Here is a 14,241-nt window from a genome sequence, read left to right as displayed (position 1 = left end):
GGGCGTGCGGGCAGCGCGCGGCGGCCGCTCCCGGTGTGGCGGGGGAGCGGCCCGGGACGCTGGGGTCAGCGGCGACCATGCCCGCTCGGGCCCCCGTCGCCGTTCAGCCCGTGGGTGTCGATCCGGCTGGTGCGCTGCTCGATGTCGTCGATGTTGCGGTCCCGGGTGTCCTTCATCATCCGGACCTGGCTGAGGGTCGCGTCGGTGATGCCGACCAGGGCGTCGCGGATGGACATCATCGTGTCCTTGGTGGTCTGCCGCTCCTTCTGTTCCTGCGGCTTCGCCTTCTCGGCGAACTCCCCGTCGGTGCCGGGCCAGCTGGCCGTGGGGGCCAGCTCGTCCAGGAACTGCTCGGTCATGCTCCGGGCCAGCGAACCGATCTCCTCGAGCTGCCCGGCCAGGGCCTCGATGCGGTGCGGGTCCACGTAGTAGCGCTGTCCCACCGGTCAGTCCTCCCCGTCCTCGTCGAGCGCGTCCCGCCAGCCCGGGCCGTGGCCCGAGCCGCGGGCGGTGTCCTCGTCGTCGTCGCGCAGCACCTCGGGTCCGAAGATGCGCTCCCAGTCGACCTCGAAGCCCTTCAGCTCCGGCACGTTGCTGCTGGGCTCGGTGAAGGGCGCCATCGCCTTCATCACGTGGCGGTTCACCTTGACGCGGGCCGCGGCGGCCGCCTCCAGGACGCTGGCGGCCAGCTCCTGCGGCGACATGTCGCGGTACTTGTTCTCCAGGAACTCGATCCCGGTCAGTTCGCCCTGCGGCCCCACGGTCGCCCGGACGGCGCGGTCGGAGGAGAGCACCGCGAACGACGCCTGGCGCAGCTCGCGTTCGGTGCGCGCCATCGCCTCCTGAGCGGCCTGGAGTTCGGCCATCGCCTTCTCCAGGCGCTTCTCCAGCGGTTCCGTCACGCTCGCGCCTCCTTGCTTCCGTGGGTCCGTGGGTGCGGCCCGGTGTCCGTGTCCGGCGTCGGTCCGGCCGGCCGGTGCACCAACTCACCCGTTGATCTTGCCTGGTGGCCGCCGGGGCGTGACGGGCGGGGTCGCACGGCGTGCGGTGCGCGGGTGCCGGTCACCGGCCGATGACGGCCGGTGTGCCGCCCTCCTCGGTGCCCCACACGTCCGCGTCCTCCTCCAGGTAGTCGGCGGAGGTGGTGGCCCTGCGGCCGGGCTCCTGCTCCTCCTCGGGGGAGTCGCCGCCGGTGGTCGCCACGCGGGAGGCCGGGGCGAGGAACGTGTCGTCGTCCTCCTGCCGGTTCCAGGGGCTGCGCCGGCGGCGGTTGCGCCGTTCGCTCTCCTCGGCCGCGTCGACGAGGACGGCACGGACCCGTTCGCCGTTGCCCCGTTCGCCGCCCGCGCCCATGCCGCCCGTGCCGCCACCCATGGGCATGCCGGGGCTGCCGGGTGTCCCGGGGGTGCCCGGGGCGCCGGCCTGGGCGGCCGCGGCGAGGGGTGCGGTCCCGCCCTCCGAGAGCGGGGCGACCCCGTTGCCGTCCGTGGTGAAGGACCCCGCGGTGAGGCCGCCGGCCGTGGCGGCCGCCGTGCCGCCGCCGGGACCGAGGCCGCCGCTGCCGAGCCCCAGGTCGGACAGCGGCACGTCCCGTGAGGTGGTGGGACTCCCGCCGATGCGGTCCAGGTCGTCCAGTCCCCCGAGGGAGCTCGAAGGGCCGTGACCACTTGAGGAGTTGAGGTCGTGCAGGTTCACGGTCTCGGTGTGGCCCCGGGGGTCGGTGACCGTGGCGATGCCGGTGTCCGGGTCGATGACCTGCTTGCTGCCGTCCGGGAAGGTGGTCGTCAACTGCCCGTTGTCCAGCGACGTGATGGAACCGTCCGGGTTGGTGACCCTCGCGCCGTGGGTGAGGTCGGTGGTCGTGGTGGACCCGTCGGCGTGCGTGCTGGTCAGCATCCCGTTGTCGGGGTCGAAGACGCTGTGGCTGCCGTCGCCGAACTGGGTGGTGAAGTCGCCGTCGGCGTCGAGCGCGGTGAACCCTCCGGTCGGGGTGTCCAGGCCGGAGTGGCCGGCGTTCAGCCCGCCGAGGTCGCCGAGCGACTCGGTCGTCACGTCGGAGGGGAGGCCGCCGAGCTGCTGGTTGCCGTTGAGGTTCCCCAGGCTGCCCAGGTTCTCTGTGCTGGTGGTGCCGTCCGGGTGGGTCGTGGTGGTCTGCCCGGTGGTGGGGTCGACGGTCTGGGTGGTGCCGTCGGGGAAGGTGGTCGTCAGCTTGCCGTCGTCGCCCAGGCTGGTCGTCGAGCCGTCCGGGTTGGTGACGGTCGCGCCGTTGCCGAGGTCGGTGGTGGTGACCGAGCCGTCGGGCTGGGTGGTGGTGAGCACCCCGGTGTCCGGGTCGAATGAACTGTGGCCGCCGTGGGGGAAGTCGGTGGTCAGGTCGCCGCCGCTGGTGAGCTGCGTACTGCCCCCGGTCGGGGTGTCCAGCACCCCGTCGCTGCCGTTGAGGCCGGTGAGGCTGCCCAGGTCCGTCGTCGTGGTGTGGCCGCCCGGGTCGGTCGTCGTCGCCTGTCCGGTGGTGGGGTCGACGGTCTGGGTGGTGCCGTCGGGGAAGGTGGTCGTCAGCTTGCCGTCGTCGCCCAGGGACGTGACCGAGCCGTCCGGGTTGGTCACCTTGGCGCCGTTGCCGAGGTCGGTCGTGGTGACGGAGCCGTCGGGGTGGGTGGTGGTGAGCACGCCGGTGTCCGGGTCGAAGGAGGTGCTGCTGCCGTCCGGGAAACCGGTGGTGAGCTTGCCGTCCTGGAGCTGGGTGCTGCCGCCGGTCGGGGTGCGCAGGGACGTTCCGCCGCCGTTGTTGAGGCCGCCGAGGCCGCCCAGGCTCTGGGTGACCGCGTCGTTGCCGGAGCCGGTGTTGAGCGGGCCGAGGTTCGCCAGGCTGGTGACCGGGGGGACGTCGCCGGTGGTGGTCTGGTTGCCGTCGCCGTTCAGGTCGCCGGCGCTCTCGGTGACCGGGAGGTTGCCGTTCAGCAGGCCGTCGAGGCCGTCGAGGTTCTGCTCCTTGACCGTATCGGGGTCGTTGAGGCCGTCCAGGCTCTCCTGCGCGGCCTTGCGCTGCTCCTCGGCCTCGCGCTTGGCCTCCTCCTGCTCGCGGCGCTGCTCCTCGCGCAGCTCGTCCGCGTACTTCTTGTCCTCGTCGCGCTGCTGGTTCTGTTCCTTGCGGAGGTCGTCCTGGTACTTCTTGGCCTCGTCCTGCTCGCGCTGCTGCTGGGCGCGCAGGTCGTCCTGGTACTTCTTGTCCTCCTCGCGCTGCTGGTTCTGTTCCTTGCGCAGGTCGTCCTGGTACTTCTTGTCCTCCTCCCGCTGCTTGTTCTGTTCCTTGCGCAGGTCATCCTGGTACTTGCGGTCCTCCTCGCGCTGGCGCTCCTGCTCCTTGCGCAACTCGTCCTGGTACTTGCGGTTCTCCTCGTTCTGCCGGTTGACCTCGTCCTTCTCCTCCTTCAGCTTCTTCTTCTCGTAGTCGTCGGCGGCCGTGCTGGTCGACTTCGGTTCGGGCAGGTTGTCCTTGAAGTCCCCGCCCAGGTCGAGGAAGTGGTTGTTGAGGGCGGACTGCACCTGGGCGGCGGGCTTGCCCAGGTACTCGTCGACGCCCTGGCTCCAGATCTTCACCGCCTTGTCGCCGACCTTCGCCCAGTTGGCGATGTCGTTGAGGTCGCCGTACTCGGGGTGCTCCTGCAGGAAGCCGGCCTGCGGCACGTGGTACGTGGAACTGCCGTAGCGCGAGGACGAGACCTTGATGTCGGTCTTGGCTACGTTGTTGGCGTCCACCCACTGGGCCAGGTCGTCCAGGACGTAGCGCAGCACCTGGTGCGGGTCGTAGTAGGGGGACTTGGCCCAGTCCAGCCACGCCTTGAGCAGGGTGTCGGCCGCGTCCGTCAGGTACTTGCGGCCCAGGGACAGCGCACGGGAGTAGACGGTGTTGCCGGTGCCCGTCTCGCTGCCCGAGCCCAGGCTGGAGTTGAACGTCTCGACGTAGTTGTCGTAGTTCTCGCGGATCTTCTTCAGCAGGCTGCGGAAGACCTCCGCGGCCTCGCCCTTCCAGCTGGCGTCGTCCCGGCCGAAGCGGTCCTCCCAGTCCTTGAGGACCAGCGCGTGGTCCTTGAAGAACTTGGCGGCGTAGTCGAAGGAGTCACCGGTGGCGTTGAAGGAGTTCAGGTCGACCACGTCGCCGCCGCCCACGCTCAGGTTGCTGAACCGGGCGTCCTGGGTGCTGCCGCCGAGCAGGGCGAGGAGCGCCGCCCGCGGCCCGTTCATGTACCGGGCGAGCGGGATCGTGCTCATCTTGTCCTTGTTGTAGTCCGTGAACTCGTTGCCCTCACGGACCTGGGCGTTGTGCACGTCGTCGGACCCGGGGGCCGCGAAGATGATCTCCTCGCCGGCCTTCACCCGGCCCTCGAAGACGATCCGGGCCTGCTTGATCAGGGTCTTCTTGCCCCGGTCGAAGAACCAGATGTCGTAGTCCTCGCCGTTGTTCCTCAGGAACCCGGAGTCCTGCACCAGCAGGCTGAGGCTACGGTCCTTGATGTCCATCCGGAACAGCTTGCCGCCGTGGTCGGAGCGCAGGTTGTCGAAGACCGTGGCGCGGTCCGGGACCGGGTAGCCGGTGATGTGCTTGACCAGGGTGGCCCAGGTGTCGGACGACGGATCGCCGGCATTGTCGAACTTGTCCAGGTTCGCAACGGAGTTGGGATCGTAACGGTCGGCCACCGGGCGCCCTTTCTGGTCGGTGCGTGACGTGCGCCCCGGCGCCCGTCGTCGTGCCGGGTGTGCTGCCGGGAGTCCTGCGCGGGCCGGCCCGCGGTCCTCGGACCGGGCCGGCGCGCGCCGCGCTGTCAGGTGTCTTTCTTGCCGCCGCCGGAGCCGCCGGCGGTGAGGGTGTCGACCTCCTGGAAGGTCGTGAGCAGCGTCTGCGCGTCGATGGCGCTGAGGTTCTTGTCCTTGGTCTTGTTGGCCTCTTCGATGGTGTCGCTGAGGGCTTCCTTCAGCTCCTTGAAGAGGTCCATCTGGTCACCGAGCAGCTTGTCGATCGCCTCGGCCGCCGCCCGTATGTCCTCGATCAGCTTGGGACCCGACACCAGGGGCTCGGTGGCCATCTTGCCGATGCGCAGGAGCTGTTGGTTCTGGTCGAGGTTGCCCGGCGTGGTGTGCCCGTCGATGAGCTGGCCGAGCGGCCGGATGTGGGCGCCGTCACCGACCTCACGGTGCTTCTTCGCGGCGGTGTACACCGGCTGGACCTCGTTGTCCCGGAAGTTCTCCATCTGCTTGAGGTCGAAGTGCTTGACGTCGGCCTTCTCACCGGCCATGGGACGTCCTCCTGCGGCTTGGTACGGGACGAGTGGTCGACAGTGCTCGGGGAGCCGGTGGGGCCGGCCGGCGCCCGGTGTGCGGGCCGCCGTGCCGGCGAGGGGCCCGTCCGGTGCTACCGGGCGCGGACGTTGCCCCAGTTGTCGGCGCTCCTGCGCTCGTCACGGGAGTGGTTGTCGTGGATGCTCTGCACCAGCTCGCCGCTGTCACCGAGCAGCGTGGCCATGTTCTTGGTCGCCTGGTCCCACTCCGCCTGGACCTGGAGGTACATCTGCTGGTCGGAGCCCTCCCAGGAGCTGACGAGCGGCTTGAGCTCGTCCTCCAGGGTGTTGAGGGCGTTGATGATCTGCTGGGTCTGGTCCTTCAGCTCCTCGATGGTCCGCTGGACCACGGGATAGCGCACGTCGATGATGCCGTCGGCCATGACGTCTCCTCTGGGGTGGCCGGGCGTCGGGGCCCGGGAAGCAAGCGGGATCCGGGGTCGTCCGAGGGGCCGACGCCGGTGGGGGGGATCAGAGCAGTGCTTCGAAGACGCCCTGGGTGGTCTTGCTGTTGAGGACCTCGGTGAGGTCCTGGTTCTCCTTCGCCAGCCGGTCGGCGGAGGTCACGTTCTCCTGCAGCGCGTCGATCATCTTGCTGATCTGGACGACGACCTTCTGCGCCTCGGCGTTCCAGCTGCGGAAGAGCTTCAGAAGGGCCTGGCCCTCGTCACCGCCGACACCCGAACGCGAGGCCAGCTCGGCCACGTTGTTCTGGATCTTCTCGACCTGGCTCCGGGCGGACTCCAGGGACGAGACGCCCCCCAAGCCCTTGGCGTAATCCGCTTTCCTCGCGGCACTGTCCGCCATGTCGCGCTCCCTTCGTTCGGGCAACTGCTGATCGCCACGTTGCCCGCTGAGGCTAAAGAGAACCCGGCGTTCCGCGCAACGCGCTCCGGCGTCGATTTTGAGCTTCGGTTCGCTCGCCAAGGACCGCGCGAACCGGGGGAGTTGCGGGAAGGTTTCCTGGAGATGAAGACATCCGTGTGTTCCGTCGACGAGCTCACCCGCCCGGATTTCCGCCGCTCCCCGGGATACGGGCCCGAAGCGGGCACGCGAAGTCGGCAAACGGTCACCGCGACGGCCCGTTTCCGAAATGTCCGCGTCGCCCGGGGAAATGCGCCGGCTCCCGGACGGCATATTCTGAGGTTGATTTGAGCTTTCTCCTCCGTGCCGGGCTTTCCTCGCGCCGGTTCGCGGCGGACGCGGGAGCTGATTGAGGGTCAATTCCCGTCGTCGGCCCCGCGCCCGGCGGCACCGGCCGCGCGGATGCGGCGATCAGATCGGCTGGATTTCGACCCCGCTTTCGACCGGTTCCTTTCCGTACGGTCCGGACGGGGCCCACGCCCGGGTTACTGGGCGGCGCCGGCGGTGTCCGCCGTGTCCGCCCTGTCTGCCGTGTCCGCCGTGCCGGCCTCCTTCGCCTCGGAGGCGGCACACGCCGGGGCCGTGACCTTGGGCTGCGAGGCGCCCGTAGCGGCCGCCGGGTCCAGGTCCGCCCCGGTCGGGAAGGCCGCCAGCAGCGGCGCCGGCACGGAGGCGACGTCCCCGGCCCCGAAACCGAGGGCGGACAGCGCGGTCCGGGAGGAAATCCGGTACTTCACCCCGTTGTCCGCCACCAGGTAGGTGGTGCCCGCGTGTGCGGCGCCGCTGGCGTGCAGCGCCCGGACCAGCACCCCGTGCCCGGGACGGACGACGGCCGCGTCCGGCGGCGCGCAGGCCGCCTGGAGCCGGTCGGTGCCCTCCGGGACCGCCACCGGGGCGAGCTGGGTCAGCGGGACCAGCACCGAGCTGATCCGGATGCCGCCGTCGGCGCCGTCCACCTGGGCGCACAGTGCGCTGCCCCGCGGTACGGACAGCGCGGCGGGCGGCGCGTCCGGCAGCTCGGCGGAGCCCGCCGGGGGTGCGTCCTTCGCCCGGTGCTCGCGCAGGACGTCCGCGCCGACCGTGCGCACCTCGGGCGACTGCCCTCCGTAGGCCTCCTTCTGGGTGGCCGGGTCACCCAGCACCAGGGCGGCGCCCAGCCGCGTCAGCGGCACCAGGCCGTCCTTGCGCAGCAGGTGGTACGTGCTGTCACCGCCCGGCACGCTCACCTTGAACAGCTGCCCCACCCGGCTCGCCCGGCCACCGAGTGAGGGGCCGTCCTCGCCCCGCCCCGGCACCTCGGGCGGGCTCAGGGCGGGCCCGGGGGCCAGCGCGTCGAGGAAGGCCGCGGAGACCGGCACCGGCTGTTCGGAGCCGTAGCCGAGGGCGGTCCGGGCGTCGGAGGTGCGGTCGAGCGGCAGCCGGCTGCCCCGCCACACCAGGTACTCGGTGCCGTCCGGGCCGCGCACCAGGGCCGCCCGGTCGCCGTCCAGGGCGCGGGAGTCCACGGGTGCCCCGGCGACCACCGTGGTGGCACCCGGCTTGCCGACACCGGAGTCCGACGCGCCGACCGCGGTGCTGGGGAGCGCCCCTCCCGGTCCGGTGACGCACATGTGCCAGGCGCCGGAGTCGAGTTGCGCCGGGTCCGGCACGGTGTCCGGGGCGCCGGGGATGCCGACCGCGGTGCCCGTCGGAGTGCCCCGGAGCGAGGCGCTGCCCACGTCGCTCGTCTCCAGGTCCGGGCCGCCGATCAGCCGCGCCGAGGCGTAGTTGCGCACCGGGTGCAGGACGCCGTCGGTGCCGGTCCACAGGTAGCGGGCACCGGTGTCGCGGTTGACCACCAGGTGCGGGCCGTCACGCCACCCGTCGTTGCCGCCGGGACGCAGCAGCCCGTAGACGGTGGCGCCCGCGCCGACCAGGACGGTGACCAGCACACCGAACACCACCCCGCGGGTGGTGCGTCCCAGGGGGCTCTCCGGGGCGTCCGGGTCGGCCGTCAGCAGGCCCGAACTGAGCCTGCCCATCATGAACGTGTGGGCCTGCACCTGGTCGCGTTTGGACTGCACAGCCTCTCCTCAACTCGTACTCGATGAACCGGCGACCGGCGCCGTCAGCCGAACAGTCCGCGCAGCCAGCCGAACAGGCCCGCCACCCACAGGCTGAGCGGCAGCAGGGCCACCGCGAGTCCGGTGTGCGCCACCTCCGCCGCGCGCCCCCAGTACGGCAGCACCCGGCGCCCGGGCACCACCCAGGCGGCCACCACGAGGGCGGCCGCGGCGGCGAGCAGGACCGCGGAGACCACCGTGCGGGTGTCGCCGCCGCTGTCGACGGCCCAGGCGCGCGCCAGCAGCAGCAGACCCCACACGCCGGGCACCGCGAGGGTCAGCCGCTGGCCGATGTGCACCAGGCCGCGGCCGTGCAGGAGCAGCAGCAGGCTCAGCGCCAGGGACACGAGCACCTCGGGCAGGTCCGGGTGGTGGGCGAGGACGGCCAGGGCCGCCGCGGCGACGACGCCCGTGGCGGCGAACAGCGCGGTGACCCAGCGCCCGGCCAGCACAGTCCGCTCGGCGACCTCGCCGCCCGCGTACGGCTCGATGCCCTCCTGGAGCTGGCTCGCCGAGGACGGCAGGGCCGGCATGCGCATTCCGGCCAGCTTGAAGGCGAAGGGTGCCACCGCGCCCGCGCCGAGCGCGACCACCGTCGCCACCAGCGCCACCGTGCCCGGCACGTCCAGGCCGCTGTAGCCGATCAGGACACCCGCGAGCGCGGTGGCCACCGAGACGACGGCGGTGGCCGTGAGGGCCGGGGCGCCGACCGCGGTCGCGGCCAGCGCCAGGACGGCACCGCCGGCGCTCGCGGCGCCCGCCGCGAGCAGCCGCGCGCCCACGACCCGGGCGGCGTCCGGACCGGTCACGTCGCCGCCGGGCAGCACCCAGCCGGCCACTCCCAGACACGGCGCGACCAGCAGCCCGAGCGCACCGGCCGAGAGCCGCTCACCGACCGCGCGGCTGGCGGTGGCCGCGCCGGCGAGCAGCAGCAGCCCGGTCACGCCCGCGTAGGCCGGCCGCACCGACGAGCTCACCCCGGGCCAGAACACCAGCAGCAGCGAGGTCAGCACGGTGGCCACCGCGGTCCCCACCAGCAGGGCGCGGGCGGCGCCGGGATGCCAGGTGTGCAGCCGCCGGGCCGCGGTGTCGGCCATCCCGTCCACCAGGTCGTCGAGCCGCGCCTCGGGCAGCGCTTCGGTGTGGGGGCGCAGGTACAGCACGTCGCCGTCGACGAGACCGCTGTGGGCGAGGGTGGTCTCCTCGTCCAGCGGCCCGTCGCCGAGGCGCTGGAGCACCCAGCCGGCGTGGTCGAGACCGGACTCCTCGGCCTCCTCGCCGACGTAGCGCAGGAGCGTGGGCAACAGGTCGGCGACCGGCACGTCGGCGGGTACGGCCAGATCGACGGAGACGCTCGGCGCGCGTACGGTCAGGCGGCACAGATCGGCCACCGCACTGTCGGTCATCAGCTGAACTCTCGTCTTCCGTGGGGGGCTTGGCAGGCAATCGTCCCCCGCGGAAAGGGGGAACGGCTGAAGACTACGTAAGGTATATGCGGACGAGAACAGCGGCCCGTCCACAGGGGAATTGCACCCCCGTGCCCGGTAACTGCCCGCCCCGCGTGGACAGGTGGTACCGGAGGAATGCAGACTACTGCCGACGCCCGCCGGATTGTGCTGCGGACCGGACCCGCGTCCGGTGCGGAGCCCAGCGGCACGGGAGTCGCCCGTCTGCTTCCGCCCCCGAACGCGCACCGGATTGCACCGCCCCCGGTAACCCCCGAGTCGTTGCGGTGCGGCGCTTTCCCGCTCCCGGAAGGGAGCGGCATTTCGGTGCGGGCCGGAAAGCCCAGTGAACCCGGAGGTTCTGTCCCTTGAGCGTGGTGCTGTTTCGCCGGCCGGCCCGCAGGCGCGGTCCGGAGATGCCCGAAGGCCAACTGACGCTCCAGGAACCACCGGTCCTGTCCGAGACGGTCCCGGACACCTCGGCCGTCTGGACCTACCTGCCGATGGCGCTCATGTCGGTGTCGATGATGCTGATGTTCCTGCGCCCCGGCGGCAGCAACGGCGTCTTCATCTACCTCGCGATGGGCGTCATGGCGCTCTCCGCCGGCGCCATGCTGCTGGGCCAGCTGATGCGCCGCTCCAGCGAGCGCAAGCAACGCCTGCGGGGCGAACGCCGCGACTACCTCCGCTACCTCGCCCAGATCCGCAAGCGCGTCCGCGCCACCATCGTCGAGCAGCAGCGCGCCCTCGCCTGGCGCCACCCCGACCCCGCTTCGCTGCGCTCCCTGGCCCGAACCTCCCGGCTGTGGGAACGCCGCCCCGCCGACGAGGACTTCGGCGAGGTCCGGCTCGCGGTCGGCGAACAGCAGCTCGCCCTCACCCTGCAGCCCGTCTCCACCCGCCCGGTGGAGGACCTCGAACCCCTCTGCGCCCACGCCCTGCGCCGCTTCATCCGCGCCTACTCCACCATCCCCGACCAGCCCCTCGGCCTGTACCTGCGCTCCTCCGCCCGGATCCTGCTGCGCCCCGAGGAGACGGCCGGCGCCGGTCCGGCCGAGCCCGCCCCCGCGCACACCGGCGACGACGCCGTACGCGCCCTGGTGCGGGCCGCTCTCGGACAGCTCGCCGTGTTCCACGCCCCCGAGGAGCTGTGGCTGGCGGTGTGCGCGAGCGACGAGCGGCGGGCGGACTGGGAGTGGGTCAAGTGGCTGCCGCACGCCCTGCACCCGCACGAGGAGGACGGCGCGGGCCAGGTCCGCCGCATCACCGCCGACCTCACCGAGCTGGACGACCTGCTCGGCGCCGAGTTCGCCGAACGCCCCGGCTTCGACCCGGACGCCCGGCCCGGCCGCGACGAGCCCTACACCGTCGTCGTCCTCGACGGCGTCACCGTCCCCGAAGGACACCGGTGGGAGGGGCACGGCTACCGCAACGCGGTGGTCCTGGACGTCTCCGGCGCGCTGCGCTGGCGGCCCGGCCGCAACACGCTGCGCCTGACCGTCGGGGACCGGCAGGTGAGCCTGGTGCGCACCGACCGCAGCCGCAAGGAGCGCTCCGTGCCGCTCGGCCGCCCCGACCGGCTCGGCGTGCTCGGCGCCGAGTCGCTGGCCCGGCTGCTCACCGCGCGCCGCATCAGCCTCGCCACCGACATCGCCCAGCCGCTCGACACCGACGTCGAACTGACCACCCTGCTCGGCATCCCCGACCTGTACCGGCACGACCCCCGGGCCCACTTCGCCCGGCACACCGGCGCCGCCCGGCTCAAGGTGCCCGTCGCCGTCGGCGTCGACGGCCGCCCCGTCGAACTCGACATCAAGGAGTCCGCGCAGGGCGGCATGGGCCCGCACGGCATGCTCATCGGCGCCACCGGCTCCGGCAAGAGCGAACTCCTGCGCACCCTCGTCCTCGGCCTCGCCCTGACCAACTCCTCGGAGACGCTCAACTTCGTCCTCGTCGACTTCAAGGGCGGCGCCACCTTCCTCGGCCTGGAGGAACTCCCGCACACCTCCGCCGTCATCACCAACCTCGCCGACGAAGTCGCCCTCGTGGAGCGCATGCAGGACGCCCTGCACGGCGAACTCATGCGCCGCCAGGAGCTGCTGCGCGCCGCCGGCAACTACACCTCCGCCCTGGAGTACGAGCGCGCCCGCGCCGCCGGCGCCGACCTCACGCCGCTGCCCAGCCTGTTCGTCGTGGTCGACGAGTTCAGCGAACTGCTCTCCGCGCACCGCGAGTTCATGGACCTGTTCGTCATGATCGGCCGCCTCGGCCGCTCCCTCGGGGTGCACCTGCTGCTCGCCTCGCAGCGCCTGGACGAGGGCCGCATGCACCAGCTCGAGAGCCACCTGTCGTACCGCATCGGCCTGCGCACCTTCTCCGCCATGGAGAGCCGCGGCGTGCTCGGCGTCCCCGACGCCTACCAGCTGCCCGCCCAGCCGGGCAGCGGCTACCTCAAGTCCGGCGTGGAGGCGCTGACCCGCTTCCGCGCCGCCTACTCCTCCGGCACCTACCGCCGCCGCACCGGCGCGGTGGCCCAGGCCCGGGTGGCCAACCAGGTCGTGCCCTGGACCAGCAGCTGGGTCGTACCGCGCACCCTGGACCCGACGCCCGCACCGGAGCCGGACACCAAGGACGACGACGAGGAGACCCTCCTCGAGGTGGCCCTGGACCGGCTGCGCGACTCCGGTCCGGCGGCCCACCAGGTGTGGCTGCCGCCCCTGGACGAGCCCTCCCCGCTCGACGCCCTGCTGCCCGGTCTCGCCCCCGACGCCGAACGCGGCCTCACCGCCAAAGGCTGGTCCGGCACCGGGAAACTCCGCGTCCCGGTCGGCCTGGTGGACAAGCCGTTCGAGCAGCGCCGCGACCCGCTCGTCGTGGACCTGTCCGGGGCCGGCGGCCACGTCGCCATCGCGGGCGGCTCGCAGAGCGGCAAGTCCATCCTCGCCCGCACCCTCATCGGCGCCCTCGCCCTCACCCACACGCCCGCCGAGATCCAGTTCTTCTGCCTCGACTTCGGCGGCGGCGGCCTCTCCCAGCTCGCCGGGCTGCCGCACGTCGGCGGCGTCGCGGCCCGCCTGAACCCCGAGCGCGTGCACCGGGCCGTCGCCGAGGTGATGACGCTGCTGGCCCGCCGCGAGCAGTTCTTCGTCGACCACACCCTGGACTCCATGCAGTCCTACCGCCGCCGCCGCGCCGCCGGGGAGTTCCCCGACGAGCCCTTCGGCGACGTCTTCATGGTGATCGACGGCTGGTCCACCGTGCGCCAGGACTACGACGACCTCATCCCGAAGTTCAACGAACTCGCCGCCCGCGGCCTGAACTACGGCATCCACCTGCTCATCACCACCACCCGCTGGGTCGAGCTGTCCGCCCAGGTCCGCGACCAGGCCGCCACCCGCCTGGAACTGCGCATGGGTGACCCGATGGACTCCGAGATCGACACCCGCAAGGCCCGCTCGGTGCCGCGCAGCGGCGGGCGCGGCATCACCGCCGACACCAAGATGCACTTCCTGGCCGGCCTGCCCCGCCTCGACGGCAGCGGCTCCCTCGACGACCTCGGCGACGGCGTCGCCCACCTCGTCGCCGAGGTCTCCCGGCACTGGAAGGGCGCACCCGCCCCGCGGATCCGGATGCTGCCGCACCGGCTGCCGCTCGCCGAACTGCCCGCCCCGGAGGCCACCGAGGGCGGCGGCATGCGCCTGCCGCTCGGCATCGACCAGGACGCCCTGGAGCCGGTCTGGCACGACTTCAGCCGCACCCCGCACCTGATCGTGGTCGGCGACACCGAGAGCGGCAAGACCAACCTGCTGCGCCGCGTCACCGAGGGCATCACCGCCCGCTACGCCCCCCACGAGGCGAAGATCATCGTGGTGGACTACCGGCGCACCCTCGTGGACACCGTCCCCGAGGAGTACCGCATCGGGCACGTGATCTCCCTGGACAACCTCAAGGAGACCGTGGAGGGCGCCGCCCGCGCCATGAAGACCCGCATCCCGGGCGCCGACATCGCCCCCGCCCGGATGCGCCAGTGCGACTGGTGGACCGGCCCGCGCCTGTTCATCCTGGTCGACGACTACGACATGGTCTCCGGCAACTCCTTCCAGAGCCCGTTCGAGCCGCTCTTCGAACACCTCACGCTCGGCTTCGAGATGGGCCTGCACCTGGTCGTCGCCCGCAGCGCCATGGGCGCCGGGCGCGGCCTGGGCGACGGCCTGCTGCGCCGCCTCGACGAGGCCAACAACCCCGCGCTGCTGCTGTCCTGCCCGCCCACCGAGGGCCGCCTGTTCGGCAACGCCAAGCCACGCAACCTCCCCCCGGGCCGGGCCCTGCACATCGCCCGCCGCCGCGAACGGCTGGTGCAGACCGCGCTGGTGGAGACGGGCGAGGACCAGCAGACCTAAGCCCTCCGGGTGGGGCGCGGGAGGTGCGTGACCGCTCACGGCCGGCTCACGGCCGTCCGGGCGGGCCCATCCTGTCCGGCGTCCCGGGAAGCGA

Annotated in this window: 9 protein-coding genes; 1 reads left to right on the top strand and 8 read right to left on the bottom strand. The window is 72.3% G+C overall.

From position 1 onward, the window contains the following. Positions 1 to 65: 65 nt before the first annotated feature. The 8 genes from AQJ30_RS33635 to eccD form a co-directional block, all read right to left on the bottom strand. Positions 66 to 443: a hypothetical protein gene (locus AQJ30_RS33635; protein ID WP_067241445.1), complete on the bottom strand. Its 378-nt coding sequence runs from the start codon at positions 441 to 443 to the stop codon at positions 66 to 68. 3 nt (positions 444 to 446) lie between these two features. Further along, positions 447 to 902, bottom strand: a complete 456-nt coding sequence (locus AQJ30_RS33630) for a YbaB/EbfC family nucleoid-associated protein (protein ID WP_067241444.1) — start codon at positions 900 to 902, stop codon at positions 447 to 449. Positions 903 to 1,062: 160 nt separating this feature from the next. Continuing rightward, positions 1,063 to 4,698, bottom strand: a complete 3,636-nt coding sequence (locus AQJ30_RS33625) for an AAWKG family protein (RefSeq protein WP_067241442.1) — start codon at positions 4,696 to 4,698, stop codon at positions 1,063 to 1,065. A gap of 125 nt (positions 4,699 to 4,823) precedes the next feature. Next, positions 4,824 to 5,294 (bottom strand): type VII secretion system-associated protein, encoded by a 471-nt coding sequence (locus AQJ30_RS33620; RefSeq protein ID WP_067241439.1) that lies wholly within the window; start codon positions 5,292 to 5,294, stop codon positions 4,824 to 4,826. Between the two features lie 116 nt (positions 5,295 to 5,410). Next, positions 5,411 to 5,719, bottom strand: a complete 309-nt coding sequence (locus tag AQJ30_RS33615) for a WXG100 family type VII secretion target (RefSeq protein WP_067241437.1) — start codon at positions 5,717 to 5,719, stop codon at positions 5,411 to 5,413. Between the two features lie 88 nt (positions 5,720 to 5,807). Continuing rightward, entirely contained in the window at positions 5,808 to 6,143 is a 336-nt protein-coding gene (locus AQJ30_RS33610; protein ID WP_067241435.1) for a hypothetical protein, read from the bottom strand. Between the two features lie 542 nt (positions 6,144 to 6,685). After that, the gene (eccB, locus tag AQJ30_RS33605; protein WP_067241433.1) at positions 6,686 to 8,263 is read right to left on the bottom strand and encodes a type VII secretion protein EccB; all 1,578 of its coding nucleotides are present in this window, start codon (positions 8,261 to 8,263) and stop codon (positions 6,686 to 6,688) included. A 44-nt stretch (positions 8,264 to 8,307) separates the two neighbouring features. After that, positions 8,308 to 9,708, bottom strand: a complete 1,401-nt coding sequence (gene eccD / locus AQJ30_RS33600; protein WP_067241431.1) for a type VII secretion integral membrane protein EccD — start codon at positions 9,706 to 9,708, stop codon at positions 8,308 to 8,310. 455 nt (positions 9,709 to 10,163) lie between these two features. Here eccD and eccCa point away from each other — a divergent pair, with 455 nt between their 5' ends. Then, entirely contained in the window at positions 10,164 to 14,147 is a 3,984-nt protein-coding gene (eccCa, locus tag AQJ30_RS33595; RefSeq protein WP_067241429.1) for a type VII secretion protein EccCa, read from the top strand. Positions 14,148 to 14,241: the final 94 nt, after the last annotated feature.

Origin of the sequence: Streptomyces longwoodensis (genome assembly GCF_001514125.1) — a bacterium.
Taxonomy (GTDB): Bacteria; Actinomycetota; Actinomycetes; order Streptomycetales; family Streptomycetaceae; genus Streptomyces; species Streptomyces longwoodensis.
This window is presented reverse-complemented; position numbering and strand designations above follow the sequence as displayed.